This is a genomic window from Psychrobacter sp. TWR1-1-1 (genome assembly GCF_049895865.1).
Classification (GTDB): Bacteria; Pseudomonadota; Gammaproteobacteria; order Pseudomonadales; family Moraxellaceae; genus Psychrobacter; species Psychrobacter immobilis_A.
The window spans coordinates 174,343-196,860 of the sequence record NZ_JAFCTE010000003.1 but is presented as its reverse complement, the minus strand read 5'-3'; the positions used below and the strand labels follow the sequence as shown (position 1 = coordinate 196,860).

The 22,518-nt window shown below is 43.0% G+C and carries 19 protein-coding genes and 2 tRNA genes; 9 read left to right on the top strand and 12 right to left on the bottom strand.

Features of this window, described 5'->3' with window-relative positions; all coding sequences use genetic code 11:
• Positions 1–78: 78 nt before the first annotated feature.
• The 8 genes from ACP69U_RS04610 to recN all read right to left on the bottom strand — a co-directional run bounded on the left by ACP69U_RS04610 (position 79) and on the right by recN (position 7,522).
• Entirely contained in the window at positions 79–1,215 is a 1,137-nt protein-coding gene (locus ACP69U_RS04610; protein WP_226950278.1) for a YecA family protein, read from the bottom strand.
• Between the two features lie 2 nt (positions 1,216–1,217).
• Positions 1,218–2,156, bottom strand: coding sequence for a site-specific tyrosine recombinase XerD (gene xerD / locus ACP69U_RS04605; RefSeq protein WP_426137943.1), 939 nt, complete (start codon positions 2,154–2,156; stop codon positions 1,218–1,220).
• A 24-nt stretch (positions 2,157–2,180) separates the two neighbouring features.
• Positions 2,181–3,383, bottom strand: coding sequence for a methyltransferase (locus ACP69U_RS04600; protein ID WP_426137942.1), 1,203 nt, complete (start codon positions 3,381–3,383; stop codon positions 2,181–2,183).
• 137 nt (positions 3,384–3,520) lie between these two features.
• Entirely contained in the window at positions 3,521–3,847 is a 327-nt protein-coding gene (gene tusA, locus ACP69U_RS04595; protein ID WP_426137941.1) for a sulfurtransferase TusA, read from the bottom strand.
• 60 nt (positions 3,848–3,907) lie between these two features.
• Positions 3,908–4,387: a hypothetical protein gene (locus ACP69U_RS04590; RefSeq protein ID WP_193216895.1), complete on the bottom strand. Its 480-nt coding sequence runs from the start codon at positions 4,385–4,387 to the stop codon at positions 3,908–3,910.
• Positions 4,388–4,479: 92 nt separating this feature from the next.
• The gene (ruvX, locus tag ACP69U_RS04585) at positions 4,480–5,007 is read right to left on the bottom strand and encodes a Holliday junction resolvase RuvX (protein WP_426138021.1); all 528 of its coding nucleotides are present in this window, start codon (positions 5,005–5,007) and stop codon (positions 4,480–4,482) included.
• A 124-nt stretch (positions 5,008–5,131) separates the two neighbouring features.
• Complete coding sequence (locus ACP69U_RS04580) at positions 5,132–5,695, bottom strand: YqgE/AlgH family protein (protein ID WP_045443003.1); 564 nt, start codon at positions 5,693–5,695, stop codon at positions 5,132–5,134.
• A 147-nt stretch (positions 5,696–5,842) separates the two neighbouring features.
• Entirely contained in the window at positions 5,843–7,522 is a 1,680-nt protein-coding gene (gene recN / locus ACP69U_RS04575; protein ID WP_426137940.1) for a DNA repair protein RecN, read from the bottom strand.
• A 733-nt stretch (positions 7,523–8,255) separates the two neighbouring features.
• On the opposite strand from recN, the gene ACP69U_RS04570 reads away from it, so the two are divergent.
• Positions 8,256–8,591, top strand: coding sequence for a pyrimidine/purine nucleoside phosphorylase (locus ACP69U_RS04570; RefSeq protein ID WP_045443006.1), 336 nt, complete (start codon positions 8,256–8,258; stop codon positions 8,589–8,591).
• A gap of 212 nt (positions 8,592–8,803) precedes the next feature.
• Positions 8,804–9,574 carry a 23S rRNA (guanosine(2251)-2'-O)-methyltransferase RlmB gene (rlmB, locus tag ACP69U_RS04565; RefSeq protein WP_055123702.1) on the top strand — a complete coding sequence of 257 codons (771 nt, stop codon included), beginning with the start codon at positions 8,804–8,806 and terminating at the stop codon, positions 9,572–9,574.
• Here rlmB and coaE read toward each other — a convergent pair.
• The 4 genes from coaE to pilB all read right to left on the bottom strand — a co-directional run bounded on the left by coaE (position 9,537) and on the right by pilB (position 14,595).
• Positions 9,537–10,217, bottom strand: coding sequence for a dephospho-CoA kinase (gene coaE, locus ACP69U_RS04560; RefSeq protein ID WP_426137939.1), 681 nt, complete (start codon positions 10,215–10,217; stop codon positions 9,537–9,539). The two genes, rlmB and coaE, sit on opposite strands and share 38 nt — an antisense overlap.
• Before the next feature lie 124 nt (positions 10,218–10,341).
• Entirely contained in the window at positions 10,342–11,244 is a 903-nt protein-coding gene (locus tag ACP69U_RS04555; protein ID WP_426137938.1) for a prepilin peptidase, read from the bottom strand.
• Positions 11,245–11,269: 25 nt separating this feature from the next.
• Positions 11,270–12,493, bottom strand: a complete 1,224-nt coding sequence (locus ACP69U_RS04550; RefSeq protein WP_045443014.1) for a type II secretion system F family protein — start codon at positions 12,491–12,493, stop codon at positions 11,270–11,272.
• Between the two features lie 392 nt (positions 12,494–12,885).
• The gene (gene pilB, locus ACP69U_RS04545; protein ID WP_426137937.1) at positions 12,886–14,595 is read right to left on the bottom strand and encodes a type IV-A pilus assembly ATPase PilB; all 1,710 of its coding nucleotides are present in this window, start codon (positions 14,593–14,595) and stop codon (positions 12,886–12,888) included.
• A gap of 641 nt (positions 14,596–15,236) precedes the next feature.
• Here pilB and tpiA point away from each other — a divergent pair.
• From tpiA to infB, 7 genes are all read left to right on the top strand, one after another.
• Positions 15,237–16,049, top strand: a complete 813-nt coding sequence (gene tpiA / locus ACP69U_RS04540) for a triose-phosphate isomerase (protein WP_087814885.1) — start codon at positions 15,237–15,239, stop codon at positions 16,047–16,049.
• Positions 16,050–16,263: 214 nt separating this feature from the next.
• Positions 16,264–16,572 (top strand): preprotein translocase subunit SecG, encoded by a 309-nt coding sequence (secG, locus tag ACP69U_RS04535; protein WP_025652589.1) that lies wholly within the window; start codon positions 16,264–16,266, stop codon positions 16,570–16,572.
• 186 nt (positions 16,573–16,758) lie between these two features.
• A tRNA-Leu gene (locus ACP69U_RS04530) sits at positions 16,759–16,842 on the top strand.
• Positions 16,843–16,967: 125 nt separating this feature from the next.
• Positions 16,968–17,044 (top strand) — tRNA-Met (locus ACP69U_RS04525).
• Positions 17,045–17,490: 446 nt separating this feature from the next.
• Positions 17,491–17,991: a ribosome maturation factor RimP gene (gene rimP / locus ACP69U_RS04520; protein ID WP_045454872.1), complete on the top strand. Its 501-nt coding sequence runs from the start codon at positions 17,491–17,493 to the stop codon at positions 17,989–17,991.
• Positions 17,992–18,149: 158 nt separating this feature from the next.
• Positions 18,150–19,634: a transcription termination factor NusA gene (gene nusA, locus ACP69U_RS04515; RefSeq protein WP_055123697.1), complete on the top strand. Its 1,485-nt coding sequence runs from the start codon at positions 18,150–18,152 to the stop codon at positions 19,632–19,634.
• A gap of 151 nt (positions 19,635–19,785) precedes the next feature.
• Positions 19,786–22,512 carry a translation initiation factor IF-2 gene (gene infB / locus ACP69U_RS04510; protein ID WP_426137936.1) on the top strand — a complete coding sequence of 909 codons (2,727 nt, stop codon included), beginning with the start codon at positions 19,786–19,788 and terminating at the stop codon, positions 22,510–22,512.
• Positions 22,513–22,518 lie beyond the last annotated feature (6 nt).

The following is a 22,518-nucleotide window of genomic DNA, read 5'->3' as shown; positions in this document are numbered from 1 at the left end:
CATACGCGTATTGTAACGAGAAAAGGGTAGGTTTGCAGCATGCTATTGTGGGAAATTGTGGTTGGGTCTAGTCGTAGGCTAGGCTTTATAAATATCTTCGATATTCCAACCTGAAAACTTAACACTATTATCAGCAAGAATATTTCTAGGTACATCTTCAAATAAATCTGAGCCTATACTGAAAAGCTCTTCAATTTTGTCACGCTGTATATCACTTAAGTTTCTCCACCAATCAGGAGAAATAAAAGAATTCTCAGCAGAGCTAAAGAAGAAGTTAACTAAGTAGCTGAACATATCTTTCTTATCTATCTCTAGTAAAGAGTTAATGAAATTATCTATCACTTTTGCTTTTTTTAACCAACTAAAAACTACAAAACCTTTCCTATTACTTGAAAAAGCATTGAATACTAGGTATTCAGGCTTTACCTCTAAATTTGATAAATCTTGTATGTGTTTTCCATTGAAGTCTTGTGTAGGATTAACTGCTGATGAAACTGTAATTGGTATCGGTGATGAGGACTCCATAACTAAGAAATTATAAGAGCGACTGCCTTTGCTTAAAAGTTCAAAATCTATATCATTTTTAATTATATATAAGTCATTAATTGCTGCTTCTAAGCCTAACTGATAAAAGAAATTCTGTTCTTGAATGTTTATTTGAAATACAAGATGTCTTCCTCGATCCATGTTTTTGACAAAATCTGCGACCTCTAAAGCATTCTCTTTAGCATAAATCTCTTTAGTTACTGCTCTATAAGTTAGTGCTATACACTGTTCTTGTGTTCCTAAAAATGGCATATCCTCAAAGCATGAAAATAACTGTTTATCGTGCTTTGAACAGAAGCCCTTGAAAGTAGAAGCTTTACTTATACCTATTTTTTCAAACCTTAGTTTTCCTTTATTTTTTCTATAATTCGCTAAATTCTGTTTTAAACCTAAAACGTGGTTAGTACTATCGGCAATATCAGTTAATCCACTAGATTTGGAGACAGTATGAGCTTTTATTATCTTTGTACATTCTGATTGTAACTCTTGAGGTGCATAGCAAGCTTCTCTCTTTGATATATTTTGCTCATATTCAATTACTTCGCCTGTAGAAATAGGTTTTTGATTTTCGCGATCTAGATGGCAACGTTTAAATTTCAAGCCTGAACCACACCAACATTGATCATTACGACCCAATTTGAGTATTTCATTGATATCAAATGTCATCATAGCTAACCTCTCGGATGATGCTCCGCATGCAATTTCTGCAATCTCGCCGTCGCTACATGGGTATAAATCTGTGTGGTTGATAAGTCACTGTGCCCTAGCAACAACTGCACGCTACGTAAGTCTGCACCATGATTTAGTAGATGCGTGGCAAAGGCGTGACGTAGGGTATGCGGTGATAGTTCTTTATCGATACTGGCAACTTTGGCGTATTTCTTAAGCAAGTACCAAAAATTCTGTCGCGTCATATAGCCACCTTGCGCCGTTAAAAACACCGCTTGGCAATTTCCTGATTTCAAATGTGCAATCAAATCACCACGAGCATGCGTTAGATAATCTTCTAGCGCATCGTTGGCATATTCACCTAGTGGTACCAGTCGCGTTTTATTGCCTTTCCCTGTGATTTGTAGCCAGCCAGCGTTTAGATTTACTTGCTCTAATGAGAGATTAATCAACTCGCTCACCCGCAGACCGCAGGCATATAACACCTCTAACATGGCTTTATCACGCAGTCCGAGCGCGGTGCTGGTATCAGGCGCAGCAAGGAGATTATCGACATCTGCTTCTGCTAAGTCTTTGGGTAATGGACGACCCAGCTTTGGGCTTTTGATGCGCTCACAAGGATTGTCTTCACGCAGATTGCTCGCAATCATCCACAGATAGAACTGGCGCAAGCTTGAGAGCATGCGTGCCTGAGTGCGTGGCGTTTTGCCTTCTTGAGTCAGGGTTGATAAGCAGTGCAGCACGTCATCAGGCTGCCAGCGTGTCAGGGCAATAGGATTGGTCAGCTCGCAGGAACGCAGATCGCGCACATACGCGTTACGAGTACGTGTCGCTAGCCCACGTGCCAGCATGGCTTGACGAAACTCAGTCACATAACTGGGTTCGTCATCTACTGCCAGCGCTTTAGGTTGGCGCTGTTGCACGGCACGATCACGGCTCATAACTCAGTACTCGGTGAGTGAATGTTAGATAAGCGTTAGACACCATAATGAAGTGACTTCAGCACTGCGAACGACATGTAGAGGATCCGTGTCATCTTGGCTGCGACCATGTTTAGGTTGGGTATCCAGACGATATTTTACCGCCAATCCAGCATCGGCAAACAAGCCTAATAACTCATCACGAGTGCGCAGTTGCAGGTGCTCTGCCAAGTCTGACATTATCAACCAAAGCTCACCGTGTTCAGCTAAATGCTGTTTGGCACCTTGCAATACCCCACGCAGCATCGCACTCTTGGCATCATAGACGGCGTACTCAAGAGACGAGCTTGGCTTAGCAGGTAACCAAGGCGGGTTACAGACAATCAGATTGGCGAGTGGCGCATCAGTCGGATACAAATCGGCTTGTTGCAGTTGTACGGCAGGTAATTCTAATCGTGTAAAATTCTCGTTGGCACAGGCCAAAGCACGTGGATTTAAATCCGTTGCGATCACTTGTGGAACACCGCGCTGCGCTAAGATAATAGCCAGCAATCCCGTTCCGGTACCGATGTCATAGGCGACATCATGGCTCTCTGGTAACGGTGCATCGAGCAATAGCTGCACATACTCATGACGGGTTGGTGCAAACACACCATAATGCGGGAAAACTGATAACCCTAAGCTGTCTATTGGGACGCCTTTTTCGCGCCATCCTGCTGCACCAAGTGCACCTTGCAAGTCACGAAATGACAGCACACAAGACTCATCCATTGCCTTATCTAGTGGGCCAAAAGCGGCTGTACAAGCTGCACTGACATCGGGGGCGCGGCGTAGTTGGCTGACATAATTGGCATCAAGCTCTAGTAGCAAACGGCTTAATATGCGCGAACGCTGCGCTTGCAGTTGGCGCTGCTGATGAAATAGATTGGGTATTTCTTTAGAGTTGCTTGAACCAGATTCTGTTGTAGATTTAGCCGCTTTTTTTGCTTTACGCAGCTCAGAGCGCTCATTGGTACGATCTATGCGACGACCAAGCGCTTGTAGCAACTGGCGTGCATTATGAAAATCACCACGCCACAGCAGTGAGCTGCCTTCGCAAGCTAAGCGGTAAGCGTCATCTGCGGTCGTTGTATCATCGACCAACACAATGCGCGCAGGTGGCATATGATTGCTTTCAGACAACCAAACAGCATTATGTAGAGTCTCGTTTTCTTGCCATTGTACATACTGCTTTTCTGTTTGTAACACGTAATAGCCTACCTTTTGTGAAAGATACTTCGCTTAAAATGCAAAGATACCTTTATATTGTTTATTGCGCTGTCATTGTTTTACTGTGATTAATGCCTTGCTGTGATCAATGCTTTGCTGCGGTCACTTGAGTACATTTAAGCGCTTTTTTTCTTAACCAGATAGCGATAAAGCGTGGCGCTGATTGGTGCATCCTCATCGCCAGCGACCATTATTTCATCGGGATCGACGTTTAGATTTACATTTTCAGCAAGCGTTTCTTGCTGCACAAGCTCATGTCCCAAATGACGACAAAAATTAGGAATGTCACGAGTGGTAGCTGGGTCGGTGGCGAGTATTTCAATCACCTCGCCAGCATCAGCGTTACGGATGGTTCGATGCAGCATCATGACTGGCTCAGGGCAAATCAGCCCTTGAGTGTCTAAATGATGATTGATCGTCGTTTTTATGGTAGAAGTGCTCATAATAGTCATTTAAATCGATAGTATAAGGTAAAAGTTTTTTGCGTCATTTATAAGTATGCTTTACGTTTCTTCAGCGGTTTCAGTGTCTTTTTCTGCTTCTAGAAAATTAAAAAAGCGCTTAAAGCTCACTTTAAATAAAAACGCCACACCTAGCCAACAAGATAAGCCTAACCAGGCGGTATCAGCGAATAATAAGCCACCAACCAATATGATGGTCGATACGCCAATGCTCATGGCAATCATCGACGCTTGGTTTAATCGATAACGATAAATCACCAGCGCATCATAAATAGTAATAGGAATCGTAAGCGCAACCAAGGCATAAGGCAAGTTATAGAAAAGTTGATAAAGCAGTTGATTGTCATGAAAGGCTTTGATACTGGCAATGGTGCCAAAGACCATAAAGGCGAGAATAGCAGCATAAATGAGATAAATCGCTATTTGATTCGCTCGCTGTGCGCCTTTGATACGGGCGATGGCAAGCGGCGCAAAACCATGTTGCGATTTATTTTGCAGGGAGTGGTCTGAGACAGTGGTCATAATAATCAGGTATTTATCCGTGTAGAGTGACGATATGTCAGAATTGGCAGTGTTTTAATTAAGAGTGCTTTAACAGCAGGTTTATCGCTGATTTAATCGGCTTTGATAGCGTCGATGGCGATACTGCTACTGGGGTCAGCGAAATAAGTCGACATCAGAATGCAGGCAGAGATGTCGTCAATTGGGTCGCGTTCATGCTTAATCCAACCATTATCCCATGCAATCTCACGCGCTGCCACTGAAGTCAGGCGCTCATCACAAAGGCTCACGACCACTGGTAGATGCTGTTCCATGACTCGATGCGCTAGACGACGAGCGAATTTATGCGCACGCTTAGACAGCATTGAGCTACTGCCATCCATATTAAGCGGCAACCCAACCACCACTTTTGACACGCCCCAGACTTTAATAATACCGAGCAGATTGTCCCAATCAGGCTGACCATTATTCATCGCTAAAATATCAAAGGCACGCGCAGTCTCGGTAATGGTGTTACCTAACGCCATACCCATCTTTTTTACCCCGTAATCGAGCGCCAAAATAAGATGAGGCTTAATAGCGGGTTCCGCCACAGTAGTGTCAGCAGTTTCGATTTTAATGCTCGTATCAGACTCTACCATCATTATGCATACTTCCTATTTCTATTGGGCGTGATTCATTTAGCTTAACGGCTTTAATTTGAACGCGACTTTGATTTAAATGCGGTTTTATTTAAATGGATAATTTAACTATCATAACCAATCATTAAGCATGACCAATGTCACTGCTAAGGTAATCAAAGTTAACGCCAATCTTATCCGCGGCAATTTGCCAGCGTTCTTCGAATGGCGTATCAAACAATAAATTCAGGTCAGCAGGACAGACCAGCCAATCGCCATTATTAAGTTCTTGATCGAGCTGTTTTTTACCCCAGCTGGCATGACCCAAGCACAGTTGATAGTGACCAACGCCTTGACCTGCGGCGATACGCTTAAGGATATCTTGACTGGTGGTAATACAGACGTTTTCTGAGATTGCAAAAGACGATGCCCATTCTGGTTGACCCGTATGCAGCACAAAGCCAACCTCTGGATACATCGGACCACCCTCTAATGCTACATCTTCCATCACTTGCGCATCCGTCACTTCAATGTCTAAATCTTCTAGCAGTTTGCCCACGCGTGCCTGCTCTAATGGACGATTGACCATCAGACCGAGTGCGCCATGTTTATCATGACGGCAAATATAGATCAGCGCCTGCTCAAACCGTGGGTCTGACAGCTCGGGTGCCGCGATTAAAAAATGATGGGTCAAATTGGCTTTAGACATAGAGACAAACGCACCCTAATATTGAAGGTAAAATAACAGAAATGACACACCACTATATGGCGATACTGAGGTGAAAATCAACCAAAGCAAATATTTAGCAGTGATGAGACACAGCGCTGCACAACTGGTTGATGAATGACCAAGCTTTTATTTCACATCGGTCAATAAGCTACGCGCATGGTCGCGAGTGACGTCAGTGATGATCACACCGCCAGACATGCGTGCCAGCTCGTCGACTTGTTCGCTATCGGTCAGTATTAATAGCTCGCTTTCGGTCTGCTCGTCATGGTGTTTTTGTACCAATATATGCTGATGCGCTTGCGCTGCGACTTGTGCTTGGTGAGTAATGGCTAGTAGCTGCTGCGTCTGCCCAAGTGCGCGCAGTAGCTCACCGACCACTTGCGCCGTACCGCCACTGATACCGACATCGACTTCATCGAATACTAACATGGGTTTGGCGGCATTATTATCGGCATTGGTCGCTTGCAGTACTTGCATCACCAGTGCCATTCGTGACAGCTCACCGCCTGAAGCAATCTTATGTAATGGCTGCATAGGCATACCGACGTTGGCGCTAAATAATAAATCAATATCATAGCAACCTTGCGCACTATATTGGCTGGCATCGGCTTTTTTGGTAAAGACAAACTCGCAGCGGGCATTGGGTAGCGCGAGCGGTTGTAGTTGCTGCATTAATTGTTTGCTGACGATCGGCGCGGCTTTCGAGCGCTCTTTATTTAACTGAGTGGCGAATGCAAGATAGTCTTGCCAAGCTTGTTCAATTTGTGCCGCCATCGCATCACTGCTTGGCTCGTTTTCTAGCTGCTCTAATTGCGCTTCCCAACCCTTTGCTTCATCGATTAAGTCGCTCGTTGGCAAGCTATGTTTACGTGATAAGCGATGTCCTAAGCTGATAAGACTGTCTAATGTCTGCAAACGCTCAGGATTAGGCAACTGTTGCTCAGCATAATCTGACAGTAAACCTGTTACCTCAGTAATTTGTTGCTGTGCTAAATGCAGCTGCTCGGAGGCTTGCTCAAAGGTTTGACTGACATTCATTTGATTATCACAAAGCTTAATCGCTTGCCCAAGCAAAGTCATCACATCTGGCTCATCCGTGTCATTGTCGAGCAGATGTAAGCCATGACTGGCCTCTATCATGAGGGCTTCGATATTAGACAGCTCTTCGTGCTCTGCTTCGACTTCTGCATAATCAACCGCCAATAACGGCGCAATATCAGCAAGTTGGCTTTGCAATAGTTGAATACGGTCTTGGCGCTGAGCCTCACGGCTCGCAATGTCGTCAGCACGGCGTTTGAGCTGCATGTAAGCTTGATAGCTACTGGCAGTCTGTAAAGCTAGAGACGTAATTTGTGCCATCTCATCGAGCCATTGCACCACAAACTGCGGCTTGAGGAGCGCTTGCTGAGCATGTTGACTATGGATATTAACTAACAATGCGCCTAAGCTTTTGAGCTCCGCCAAGCTGACAGGCGTGCCATTTAACCACGCTTTTGAGCGTCCAGTATTGCTGAGCTGACGACGAATGAGGACTTCAGGTTCTTCTAATGGTCGATCATTTTTAGCGAACCACTCAGCGATGACACTGTTATGCTCCACATCAAACTGCGCATAAATATCGGCTTGCGCCGCCCCGTGTCTGACCATCGCACTGTCTGCGCGCTCACCAACACATAAAGACAGCGCATCCAATAATAATGACTTGCCAGCACCGGTCTCACCCGTGATGACATTGAAGCCTTCAGCCACACTCAGCTCATGCTGAGCGATCAACGCAAACTGATGTAAAGTTAATGATACTAGCATCAATGCCTCTCATGACAGACAATAGACTTCATATACATCTCAAGAAGCCATATATAAAATAGGGTAGATAAGGGAATGAAATTATTCATTTAACCGTGTTAATGAGATAAATATTATAGGCAAATAGTATGGTGTTAAACGCGCTTAAATACAAACTTTCAAGCGATGTATAATAGATTTTATTGTTGGAAGATTACCATAAAAATGTCAAAGACTGGCTATGAGTCATCATCATAATATTCACAATATCAATCATTAAGATGATTAAGCCTGTCAAAATGATGCTTGTATACTAAGCATGGTTGCGAATTAAACTTATAAAAATAGCCCAATTGTAGTGATCAGGTGCTGACTCAAAAAAAGGTGAGTAAGTAAGTTTAAGATTCGCATCAAACAGCATTTTCCTAGTCGCTTTAACAAACTTTATAGATATAATGTGGTAGCATAATCTCACATAATGATAAACTCTTCTGATTAGATTAGTGCAGTGTAATACATGATAACGAGTCATAATTTTGTAAAATGATAGGCGTATAGTTGGAAGAGTATGCCACTCGGTCATTATTCTAAAGTATTTTCATAGAACCTGTGGCTAGCTTTAGCGCACAGACATCTAGTATAGAAGGATACAGTACGTAGTACAGAGGTGTCGGTTAACGACGCAACTCTGGCGGTACTCTAACCAATTACTTATTTTTTAGTTTTACCATAATTATTTGATAAGGAAGCCACTATGACAGCGGCGCAATTTACTAATGTAACAGTCAATGCTCAAGCGACGGTATCTTATGATGGTCGTTGTTCAAGCCACACTATTATGTTCGAAGATGGTCGACATAAAACATTGGGCGTTATCTTGCCTTGTGATAATTTGGTTGAGCATTATCATTTTAGCACCAATACCTCCGAGCGTATCGAGATCACGGGCGGTGAGTGTGAGGTCAAAATTAATGGTGACGAAGAATTCAGCTATTACCGCGCTGGTCAATCATTCGTGGTTGAAGGCAATAGTGGTTTTAATCTGCGGACAGAAGAAATTGTTCAATATATCTGCCACTTAGAAGGGTAAGTTTGCTAAAGCTGTTATTAAGTGATTGATGACAGCAAAAAGCCTTTTACTCAAAAAAAGAAAAACCTTATCGGATTGGTAAGGTTTTTCTTTTTCTGCTGATATTATTTATATGCAGATATCCATTTATTGATACAATTACTGTCATCTCTTTTTATCGCCTAGTTTTTATCATATAGCGCGATACCCACTTTATAATCAATAGGCCTATTATGGCAAAACCTACCTATTTTTATGGCATTCATGCGATTGATGCCTTACTCGAATATCGTCCTTTAGATGGGCTAAGCTTGTTTGTGCAGCAAGGTCGTGAGACTGATAGCCATGTACAAGCGATTATGGCGCAAGCACGTGACAATGGTATCAGTATCCAACCCACGCAAAAAGACAAACTCACGCAATTGTGTGGCAGCCCGCAGCACCAAGGTGTGGTGCTGAATGCGCGTCCTTTAGGATTTGCTGATGAAGGCTTGCTTGCTACCCTTGCTGGGCGTGACCAATGCTTATTATTGGTCTTAGATCAAATTACGGATGCACATAACTTTGGTGCTTGCTTGCGTACCGCAGTGGCGATGGGTGTGGATGCCGTGGTTTGTCCGAAACATCATGCGGCAAGTCTGACACCAACAGTGGCTAAAGTATCAGTCGGTGCAGCAGAGATGATGCCGATTATTAGTGTTACCAATCTGGCACGTACGCTCACGCAAATCAAAAATGCTGGGGTATTTGTGTTTGGTACGGCTCTTAATGCAGATGCCAAACCGATTCATGCCGCTGATCTGACTGGTAAAACAGCCATTATCATGGGTTCAGAAGGTGAGGGGATGCGTCGCCTGACTATGGAGAGCTGTGATGAGCTGGTGTATATTCCGATGTCAGGAAATGAGCATGGCAACCTTCAAAGTCTAAATGTGAGTGTTGCCACTGGTATGGCGCTGTATGAAGTCAATCGACAGCGTACTTTAGCTGCTGGGCAAGCTTAAGATATTCTTGGTGTAATGGCGCTAATTGCACATACAGAGCCGCAAGATCACTTTCGTTGAGCACCACATCATCTGCATGACGATTACGCTCTTCGCGGCTCAGCTGATTCACCATGATGGCTTTTATTTTTTGTATGCTCTGTTCGTCACGCTGACTGGCACGCGCAATCTGCGTATCCTCGGTGGCATCCATGACTAAGATACGTTGGCATAAATTGGCAAGCCCTGCTTCTGCTGCTTCAATAAGTAGAGGCGCTGACAATATCACGTAAGGCGAAGTACTGGTAGCCAACTGTGCTTTTGCTGCTTCGCGTATCGCTGGGTGGGTGATTGCTTCTAACTCAATCAATGCCTCAGGATGTGAAAAGACGTGCGTTCTTACTGCCACTCGATCCATTGATCCGTCACTATTCAACACCCAATCACCAAATTTTTTCTGGATTTTGTGCAGAGTGGTGCTACCTTTAGCGACGATTTCATGGGCAATCACATCCGCATCGATAATATCAATGCCTTGCTCAGCGAACCAAGCACTCGCAGCAGATTTACCACTACCGATACCACCCGTTAAGCCAACTACTAAGGTTTTGCTTTTCTTTTGCGGGGTCTGGGGCTTATGAGAATAAGATGCTTGTTTTGACATAATAATGACTTATCTGCTCGATATAATGACAGTGATGGTTATAAGCTAAGGAAGTATTTTGGTGTCTATTTTAAGATTTGGTGTTTGCTTGGAAAGGAGCGACCGAAATACTTTCTAGGACAATTTAGTAAGTATACATGCCGAGATACCAGTTGACGATATCTGAGCCATATAATAAAGCAACAATACCAGCGATAGCGATATAAGGACCAAAGGCAAACGGCTTGCTTTCACCCTGTTTCTTCATCAAAATAATCCCAACAATTGAGCCTAATAGAGAAGACAATAAAATAATCAACGGCAACATCATGGGCCCAAGCCAAGCACCTAATACTGCCAATAATTTGAAATCTCCCTGCCCCATACCATGCTTTTTAGTGACTAGATAAAATACTTTAACCACTATCCACAATGACAAAAACCCTAGCAATAAGCCCCAAATTGACTGGGTAGGTGAGACAAACCAGCCTTGTGAATTCACTGCTAATCCTAAACCCGCTAATGGAAAGGTCAAGCGATCAGGCAGTAATTGGGTATCAAAATCAATACCGGTTAAGGCGACCAGCGTCCATACCAAGATCAGGGCTGACAAGCCAGCTGCAGTTACGCCAAACTGATAAATCACTAATATTGATAGTAGGGCTGTTGCTAGCTCAACCAGTGGATAACGCAGTCCAATCGATGCTTTACATTCTGAGCAACGGCCACGTAGTATTAACCAGCTAATTAGCGGTATGTTTTCGTACCACTTTATTTTGTGGGCGCAATGAGGGCAGCGTGAGGCTGGTCGACTCAAAGTAATCGGCTGGTCAGCTGCTACGATATTTGTTAGGGGCAGAGTGTGTTCGCGAGGCATGTCTGCTTGTTCTGACATAAACTGGCTGCACTCTTGTCGCCAACTATAAACCATCATCAGCGGAATACGATGAATCACCACATTTAAAAAACTGCCAACGCAAAGACCTAATAGGCCGAATATGCCTAAAGCGATAGGCATATTATCTTGTAATAACTCTATAAATTGCATGAACAAGCTGTCCTTTAGTTAGCTTTTAGCCTACTACTGCGCCCATCTGGAAAATCGGTAAATACATGGCAATCACCAAGCCACCGATTAATACGCCTAAGACTGCCATAATCAAAGGTTCCATCAAGCTGGTCAATCCATCAACAGCGTTATCTACTTCATTTTCATAGTAGACGGCAACTTTGTCTAACATCTCTTCCAAACTACCGGATTCTTCACCAATGCCAACCATTTGAATGGCTAAGCTTGGGAAAAGGTTGGTCGAGCGTATTGAAAACTGTAATTGTTGACCAGTAGAAACATCATTTTTGATTTGCTGAGTGGCATTATAAAATACAACATTATTAGTGGCACCAGCTGTAGAGTCGAGGGCATCAATAAGTGGCACGCCCGCAGCAAAGGTCGTCGATAGTGTACGAGCAAAACGAGCAATAATAGCTTGATAGGCAATATTGCCAAATATTGGTGCTTTTAAAACCGCACGGTCTAAGAAGTCACGGAATTTCTTAGAACGTTTTTTCGTCTCTGAAAAGCCAATGATAGTACCGCCGATAATGATAATTAAAATAAACCACCACGCTTGCATCCACTCAGACATATTGACAACCATTTGGGTAAAAGCAGGCAGCTCTGCACCAAAAGATTCAAATAAACCAGAAAATACAGGAACTACTTTAATTAGCAGGATGATAGTCACAATAATAGCAACGACGATAACGGCGATAGGGTACTTCATTGCTTTCTTAATTTTGGCTTTAAGTAATTCACTTTTTTCTTTATAGGTAGCAACGCGTTCAAGCATGGTTTCCAGTGCACCTGACTGCTCACCAGAATCGATGAGTGAACAAAACAGATCGTCAAAATAACGTGGGTGCTTGCGTAATGCTGAAGCAAAAGTCCCACCCGCTTCAATGTCCGATTTTATTTGTAATACCAGATCTTTCATACTGGGATTATCAAGTGAGTCAGCAACAATCTCAAAGGATTGGGTCAATGGCACGCCCGCTTTCATCATGGTCGCCATTTGCCGAGAAAAAATAGCAATATCAATAGGTTTGATGGATTTCTTGAAAGTATAAAGCGGCTTCGGTTTTTTCTTAATACCTTTGACACTGATACCTTGTTTGCGTAAAGTCGCTTTTGCCAACTCTAAACTACGGCTGGTAGTCTCCCCTTTTACTTTTTGTCCGCGTCGATTCACCCCATCATAGACAAAGTCTAACAGCATGTCGGTCTTCGCTTTTGCCATGTTACTACCCTCAAAATATTGTCTAATATAGATATTGCAAAGATGTACAACGATGCCTGACTCATTACATAAAAAAGGCATACTTTATTTTAACGTAAAAAACCAGTATAACTCTGTTTTATATTTAAGTATATCTGGTAGGGATTATTGCTAATTTATAAAAGTCTGTACGATTAACGCCCATCATATAAGTCCTCATATAAATAATGGCATTATTCATATAAGAGTGATTCTGAACTTTCGACTATACTTTTCACCATCGCACTGACAAAGACTGCTTTTTAGATAGCTAAAGATTAAAAAGTAGTTGGTTAGTCGCTTTGAACGTTCCCTTTCAGCAATCAGCAGTGCTTTTTTCTGTGCGTATTTGACCTGTAAAAAAGCAAACATACTTACTCGGAAGTAACGCGCATCATTTCTTGAATACTGGTTACGCCTTGTAAGACTTTTAAAATGCCAGAGCGACGCAGGTCTCGGAAGCCATTTTTGAGTGCAGCGTCTTTGATATCTATCGCGTTACCATCTTCCATAATGATACGTGAGATATCAGGGCTGACTTTCATGACTTCGTAGATACCGACTCGTCCTTTATAACCTTCACGGCATTCATTACAGCCTACTGGCTCGTGAATGATATTGTCTGGATTGTCCAAATCAGCGTCTGTAAAGCCGAGCTCAAGCAGACTTTGCTTAGGGATGTTAATAGGTTTTTTGCAGTTTTTACACAAACGTCGTGCTAAGCGCTGGGCGATAACCAAGTTCACTGAAGTCGCGATATTAAAGGAGGCCACACCCATGTTCCGCAGCCGCGTCAGTGTTTCAGGTGCTGAGTTGGTATGTAGGGTTGAGAGCACCATGTGCCCTGTTTGCGCTGCTTTAATTGCAATTTCAGCAGTCTCAAGGTCACGAATCTCACCAACCATGACGATATCAGGATCTTGGCGTAAAAAAGATTTGAGGGCATTTGCGAAAGTTAGACCCACTTTTGGATTGACGTTGACTTGATTGATCCCCTCCAGGTTAATCTCCACCGGATCTTCAGCAGTGGATATGTTGGTCGCGCCAGTATTTAAAATATTAATACCAGTATAAAGCGACACGGTCTTACCAGAACCAGTTGGTCCCGTGATAAGCAACATACCTTGTGGTTTATGCAGTGCCTCTAAAAACATATCTTTCTGATCAGGTTCATAGCCGAGCGCTTCAATACCCAACATCGCTGAAGAAGGATCCAAAATACGAAGTACAAGTTTTTCGCCAAATAGGGTAGGCAGACAGCTTACTCGAAAGTCGATGGCTTTATCTTTAGATATCTTGAGCTTGATACGTCCATCTTGTGGCACACGGCGCTCTGAAATATCCATCTGCGACATGACTTTTAAACGGGCCGCAATTTTCCCAGCCAGTTGTACAGGTGGATTGGCCATTTTTTGCATCACCCCATCGACACGAAAGCGAACGCGATAGGTTTTTTCATAGGGCTCAAAGTGCAAGTCAGAGGCACCCATACGAATGGCATCAACCAGCATTTTATTGACAAATTTTACAACGGGTGCTTCCTCGACACCATCACTAAGCTTGGTCTCGCCTTCCTCTTCTTCACCTTCATCAAAGCCAACATTTAAATCGCTATCAGAGAAGCTATCAAAATTTTGCATGGTATCAGCGTAAAGACTCTCAATACGCTTTTTTAACTTGTCTTCTTCGACGACAATAGTTTCAATAGACAGCCGTGAATTAAAAGCAATAGCGTCAATTGCATCCACACGAGTTGGATCACTTAATGCGACGAATAAACGCTGTCCTCGTTTGAATAATGGCAACGCATTAAATTTACGAATAATTTTTTCATCTACTAAGTCTTTTGGAATGACATCAACATGTAAAGCATCAAGATCGAAAAGAGGATCGCCAAACGCTTGTGACAACATCTGCGCAAGATGATAAGCATCTGCCAATTTATTGTCGACTAGGTAGGGCACTAGTCCTACTTGTTGCTGTTGCGATTCTGTCTGCGCGATTTTCATATTCGCTTCGCTGACGATACCTTCGCTGATTAGCTGGTGCGCTAAACCACCATACTTGCTCGTGGTGATAGACATTACGACTTCTCCTTAATACCCAATATGCTATATATTTGTCTGAAATCCATACACTTCTGAAAGCCACTTACTATTGTAATTTTTAACAAATACCTGCTATAAGTCATTGTTAGCCTTTGAGCTATCATTAATAACAGTCAATGCAGAGATGCTCTTATAAGAGATTTAGCAGAGAAACCGTTTTAATAGTGTAGGTTATCAGTAGCTTAGTTGTTAGATTCTTGATAATGTTCTGTTATATATAGACACAATACTATAAAACATTACTTTAGTTTAAAGATTTTATATGGACGATTGAGTGCTTGACCCAAAAAATCATAGCTCGAGACAATGTCTAGAGCATATCCTCAATTTAATAGACTATCCTCTAAATAAGTTGAAAATGGTTGGATTTTGCCAAACATCGTCGAGTAGCCTATCAATATCTCGATAATATTTGCGCTACTTTCATTGTTTGACAGTAATTTATCTCATTTTTATCATCATTTTTTAGAGTAGTGAGGATACGCCCTAGTAAATATTCGCACTGACTGTCTGTTTTTCTGCTGGCGGCAGCATACTATAGCACTTGAGAATTATTTGTTATACTGGCGCGCATATTAGCCAAATTGGCAAGAATAGATGAAACAAGGTAGATGAGTATGCAAGCTTGGGTAATTGGTAATTGGAAACAGAATCCAGCAACGAGTCACGACGTCGATTTATTGTTGAATAATTTGTTGACTACAATTGATGCTAAAGAGCAAGCCGACACAGAACGGTCAAGTAGTCGCTGTCAGTTGATGGTGGCACCAAGCTGTATTCATCTGGCAGCTGTCAGTGCGCGTTTAGCTGGTAGTTCGATATTGAGTGCAGCGCAAGACGTCAGTGCGCATAGTGCCAGTGTTGGCGCTTATACGGGTGATTGCTCAGCACAGCAAATAGCAGACGCTGGGGCAACTTGGACGATACTGGGTCATTCTGAGCGTCGCCAGTATCATAGCGAGTCTCACGATACGTTATTGCAGAAAGTGACTCACGCACTCACCCAAGGTTTGGGCGTGGTATTTTGTATTGGCGAAACTCAGGCTCAATATGATGATAAGCAAACCCTTGACGTAATTGACACTCAGTTATCAGTAATAAAAGAAGTGATTACTATCCAACCAGATCTCATGTCATCACTATCTAATCGACTGATCATTGCTTATGAGCCAGTGTGGGCGATTGGTACTGGCAAAGTCCCAACCGTGAGCGAAGTCAGTCAAACGCATCAGCATATTAAGCAAACCATCACAGGCTTTGCAGAATCACTAAAGATAATGAGTGTGCTATATGGTGGTAGTGTCAATGCGGACAATGCTGATAGCTTTGCCGCAGATCCTATGATTGATGGGGCATTGGTTGGCGGCGCATCATTAAAGGTAGAGAGTTTTTTGGCAATTGCCAATGCCTTTAGTCGAGCTAAAGACTAGTCAACAAAGATAAAACGTGCATTTCATGGCGGTCTCGATTATAAAATGTCTTAATCAGTTGGCAAAAGTAGGTTTAACAGTGCCCTTGCAATCGTGTACAATGCGCCTTATTTATATAATCGATTTGGCAGCATTACCCGTCAATTGCTATTCCTATTAACCGTAAGATTTATTTTCCGTTATCAGTCGTCATTACGCGGCAAAAGAGGCCACCATGTTTACGTTTATATTAGCCCTGCATATTATCGTGGCGATTGCCATGATCGGCTTGATTTTGATACAGCATGGTAAAGGGGCAGACGCTGGAGCTTCTTTTGGCGCTGGCTCGTCAGGTACGGTCTTTGGTGCGGCAGGAACAGCGAACTTTTTAACGCGTGCGACAGCAGTCTTAACAGTGATATTTTTTATCACCAGTATGACGCTAGCCGTTCACGCGCGCAAACAGGCTGAAGATCAGTTTCGTTTAGATGCACCTGTGTCAGCACCACAAACGCCGCGTCCATTGACACAGAATCCTCAATAACTGTATTTTAAAGACACTTGCCTTTAATAGCTGTCTTTAGTCATTGCCTTTTAATTGAGGCAGCTCTTGCTATTTTGAGGCGTTAGATTTACAATGCTTTTCTGTTTTACCAGTCTGATTCTATCGATGCCTACCTTAAGCATCTATTATGATAGATTAGATAGTAATAGTAGAGCAGTGAAAAATGCGATTGTGGTGGAATGGTAGACACGCCATCTTGAGGGGGTGGTGGCGCAAGCTGTGGGGGTTCAAGTCCCCCCAATCGCACCAAGTTTTTAAAGTTGTAACGTATTAAGTACGGCGTTAATAATATAGGTAAAAAATTTAGTTTAATTTATTTAAAATAAAGATTGACACTTATATAAAACCCTCCTATAATACGCACCATAGATTGATGCGGGGTGGAGCAGTCTGGTAGCTCGTCGGGCTCATAACCCGAAGGTCGTTGGTTCAAATCCAGCCCCCGCTACCACTTTTTATACTGATGTTTTGTACACTAAATTTGTCAGTAACGATTAGCCCACCATTATGTTTGTGGGTTTTTTTGTATCTGACGGTCAGTGGTATCGCGGTATCTATCCTACTTATGCTAAGCTCTAGTTCTATAGAGTGCGATATTATTCGTTATTGGTTGTCACCTGCCGCTATCGGCGCGCTGCTTCTTAAGCACACTATCCTTTATTACTCACTCCTTTATTGATAGTACTGCTTTGTGAATAATAAAAGCATTGTCTGGCTGAGCTTGATGTTTTTTATGCTCATCCCTATATAAGCGCATATCATATAAAATAATATGTTTGTGATTTAAGATAATATAATGACTGTGTCTCTTACTACTAAATAAATTTCATGAGTGAGCGACAATTACGCGGTTTACTAAGTACGATAGATACGTGAATAGGAAAAGATAAATAGATTATGAAGCTTTCAACCAAAGTTACAGAACTGACCAATATTATTGCTCCTGCCGTCGCGGCTTGCGATGTGGCATTATGGGGTATCGAGTTTGCACCGCAAGGCAATCGCTCTTTATTACGCATTTATATTGAGGCATTGCCAGAAGAGCAGGCCCAAAATAAACAAGTAACCATTGAAAACTGTGCAGCAGTGAACCATCAAGTGAGCGGTATTCTTGAGGTTCATGATCCGATTGCTGGTGAGTTTATCTTAGAAGTTTCTTCACCAGGTTTCGACCGTGCATTCTTTTCCGATGAGCAGATGCATGCCTATGTTGGTCAAACCGTCAGCTTGCGTCTAATACAAGCGATTGGTGAAGGTGATCAAAAACGCCGCAAAGCGACAGGTACTTTAGATAGCATCGATGCAAATGTCTTAAATCTGACATCAAGCGATGGTCAGCAGTTTGAGATTGCGCTGAGTAATATTGATAAAGCCAATTTGATTTATGAAGATGCCTAAGCTTTTGTACAGCTTGGTTTGATTTGAAAAATTGAAGTAACAAATCATCCATCAGCATTTTAATATCCAAACAGCTTATATAGCTTACGGTGAAAATATAATAGTAATACATAAATTATAAAATTTAAGTCAATTAAAAATGATAGGACAGGTATAGCATGAGTCGTGAAATCTTAACGGTAGTAGAAACTGTCAGTAATGAAAAGGGCTTAAATCCTGAAGATATCTTTGAAGCGATAGAAGACGCTTTGGTGGTATCGACTAAGAAAAAAGTATACACCGAACAGCCAGAAGTGGCAGTACGGGTTGCTATCGACCGTACAACGGGCGATTATGATACTTATCGTTACTGGACAGTGGTTGCAGATGAAGACCATGAAATGCCTGCTTGTCAGCTAGCCATCAGCGATCTTGATCCAGAAGAATGGTCAATCGGTGATGTCAAAGAAGAACAGATTGAATCGATTGAGTTTGGTCGTATTGCTGCGACGCAAGCCAAACAAGTCATCATCCAAAAGATTCGTGAAGCTGAGCGTAATTTAGTAGCAGATGCTTTTGAGCCGCGTGTTGGCGAGATGATGTATGGTGAAGTCAAGAAGCAGACTCGTGATGGCTATATCATTGATCTAGGTGACAATGCCGAAGGCTATTTGTCACGTGATCAGATGCTGCCGCGTGAGCAATTACGTGCAAAATCACGTATCAATGCCATTTTGTATCATGTCAACCGTGAAAACCGCGGCGCTCAGTTGCTACTGTCTCGTACTCATCCTGAAATGCTTTCAGCATTGATGCAAAAAGAAGTGCCTGAGATTGCCGAACAAATTATTGAAATCCGCAACGTCGCGCGCTTGCCGGGTACTCGTGCTAAAATAGCTGTGAAAACCAACGATCATCGTATCGATCCAGTTGGCGCTTGTATTGGTATGCGTGGTACACGTATCCAAGCCGTACAGCAGGAGCTTGATGGCGAACGCATTGATGTGGTGGTGTGGTCAGATGATCCAGCACAGTTCATTATCAGTGCTTTAGAGCCAGCTGACGTCAGTAGCATCATCTTGGATGAAGATACGCAGACAGCTGATATTATCTTTAGCACCAATGATCAGTTGGCGCGTGCGATCGGTTCACAAGGTCAAAACGTACGTCTAGCGTCTGAGCTAACGGGTTATAAGCTTAATATGATGCTAGAAGAAGAATATCAGCAGCGTCAACAAAACGAATCGAAAGCCTTTATCGAATTATTCTATGAACGTTTAGAAGTGGATAAAGACTTAGCACAAGCACTTGTCGATATTGGTTTTACCAGTATTGAAGAAGTGGCTTACGTACCAGTTGAAACCTTTTATGATATCGAAGGTCTAGACGATGAAGCAATTGAGATGATTCAAGAGCGTGCAAAAGAAGTGGTCATCGCTGATGAGCTGGTCAAACAACAGAACATGAAAGAGCCAAGTCAAGAGCTACAAGAGCTTGAAGGTATGACAGTCAATTGGGCCTATAAAATGGCACAAAAAGACATTATTACCGTTGATGATTTGGCAGAACAAGCAGTCTTCGATCTCGAAGATATCGAAGGTTTAGACTCTGAAACCGCAGGAAAACTCATCATGAAAGCTCGGGAATCTTGGTTCAATGAATAAGCGGTAACTGCATATCGCTGTCTTTTAGTGATATGCTATCGATAATAAAGTGCTGGTGTCAAAGTAGTACCAATACCAGCCTTACCCCAATCATTTGTAGCCAACAACTGAATTGAACATATAGCAAATAATAGACAGTAGGTGATAATAAATGGCAGATAAGACCGTCAAAGAACTGGCAGATATGGTAGGCAAAACCGCAAGTGCTGTACAACAGCAATTGGTAGATGCTGGACTGCCTGCTCGTGCAGAGGGTGACCTAGTCACTGAGCTTGAGCAAGAGAAGTTGGTGACGTATTTAAAGCAAAGTCATGGTCAGCAAGAAAAGCGTCGTATTAGTCTTAAATCTAAGACAACTAGCACTGCGCGCGTGACCGGCTCTTCAGGTAAATCTAAGAGCGTCAATGTGGAAGTGCGTAAAAAGAAAGTATTTGAAAAGCCTGATCCAGAAAAAATGGCTGAAGAGTTGGCTGCGCGTGAGCAAGCGATGATTGAGTCGCAAGAACGTGCTGCTAAAGATGCTGAAGAGCGTGCTGCTACCAAGAAAAAATCTGAAGAACGTCAAGCTGCAACCTTGGCTGCAATGCGTGCAAGCTTAGGCTCTAGCAAAAAGTCAGATGATAAAAACGACGATATCTCAACCTCAGTGGTTGTGAAAAAAGGTGGCAAAACCACTGTCGAAGTCAAACCTAAAGACCAACCGAAGAGAAAAGTTGCAGCGACGAAACCGAAAGTTGAAACGGCGGTTGAGCGTAAAGCGCGCGAAATGCGTGAGAAAGAAGAAGCTCGTTTACGTGAAATCGAAACAGAAACACGCCGTGCTCAAGCTGAAGAAGCACAGAAACGTACGCTTGAACAAATGCGTAAAATGGCTGGAAAATATACAGATCAGCCTGCTTCTGAAGTTCGTAAAGATGAGCCACTCGCTGAAGGTTTGGTTGGTGATGCCTTAGAAGAATCATTTGAAAAAGAACGTCGTGAAATCAAGCGTGGTACCAGTAGTACTAGTGCTCGTGGCCGTGGTCGTCGTAAGAATCAAGATGAGCGTGAAATCAAAAACCGTAAAAACGGTTTGCGTTCAACGCAAGCATCACAGCATAAGTTCGAAAAACCTGTTGAAAAAATTGTTTACGATGTTGAGATTAGTGAACAAATTACCGTCGCAGATCTTGCTCAACGTATGGCAGTTAAAGCGCGCGAAGTCACCAAATTGCTTATGAAAATGGGTGAGATGGCTCGTGAGTCAGATACGATTGATCAAGCGACAGCAAGTTTGCTCGTTGAAGAGATGGGTCACAATCCAGTACTGGTTAGTGATACTAAGGTTGAAGACGATCTACAAGACGCCGTTGATGAGCGTAGCAGTAACGTTCAAACTCGTCCGCCAGTAGTCACGATCATGGGTCACGTCGATCACGGTAAGACATCATTACTTGATAAAATTCGTGAAACAAAAGTGGCAACTGGTGAAGCAGGTGGTATTACTCAGCATATCGGTGCTTATCACGTTAAAACCAATCGTGGTGTGATTACCTTCCTTGATACTCCAGGTCACGCGGCCTTTAGTGCTATGCGTTCACGCGGTGCACAGGCGACTGATATTGTTGTGTTAGTTGTTGCCGCTGATGATGGTATGATGCCGCAAACAGCAGAAGCTATTGATCATGCTCGTGCTGCTGGTACGCCAATTATCGTTGCAATTAATAAAATGGATAAGCCAAGCGCTGATCCAGATCGCGTTCTTAATGAATTGACTGCTAAAGAAGTTGTTTCAGAAGAGTGGGGCGGCGATACGCCAATGGCTCGCATCTCAGCCAAAACCGGTGATGGTATTGATGAGCTGTTAGAACTTATTAGCCTACAAGCTGAACTAATGGAGCTAGAAGCACCGTTAGATGGCGCTGCTCAAGGTGTGGTCATTGAATCAAGACTTGAAAAAGGGCGCGGTCCAGTTGTTAGCGTCTTAGTTAAAAAAGGTACATTGAAGCAAGGCGACTTGGTCTTGGCCGGCGAGCATTACGGTAAAGTTCGTGCGATGACTGATGAACATGGTAAGCGTATTCAATCAGCAGGTCCTTCTATCCCTGTAGAAATTTTAGGCCTACCTGAAACACCAGCAGCTGGCAGCGAGTTCTTAGTCTTAACCGACGAGAAAAAAGCTCGCGAAGTGGCAGAGTTTAGAAGCAACCGTGAGCGTGAGCGTCAACTTGAACGTCAGAATGCCATGCGTTTAGAAAGCATGTTTGATCAGATGGAACAAGGCGATGTGTCATTCTTGAATATCGTATTGAAAACCGATGTTCGTGGTTCGCTTGAAGCACTGCTTTCTGCATTGAATGAGCTATCAACTGATGAAGTTAAAGTCAGAGTAATCAGCTCAGGCGTCGGTCCTATCTCTGAATCTGATGTGACACTTGCAGAATCTAGCGAAGCGGTATTGTTAGGTTTCAACGTTCGTGCTGATGCGACCGCACGTCGCAAAGCGGATGCCGCCAACATGGATATCCGTTATTACAGCGTTATCTATGGTTTGATTGATGATGTCAAAGCAGCTATGAGTGGTATGCTTGCGCCAGAACATCGTGAGAAAATCCTTGGTGTTGCAGACGTTCGTGAAGTATTCCGTTCTAGTAAGTTCGGTGCTGCTGCTGGTTGTATGGTGGTTGAAGGTACAATTTATCGCAACAAACCGATCCGCGTATTGCGTGATGACCAAGTTATCTTTACCGGTCAATTGCAATCATTGCGTCGCTATAAAGAAGACGTTAATGAAGTACGTACTGGTATGGAATGTGGTATGGCTGTTCGTGGCTATGATGTCGAAGCTGGCGATAAGATCGAAGTCTTTGAAATCCAAGAGTTTGCACGTACTATCTAACGTTAC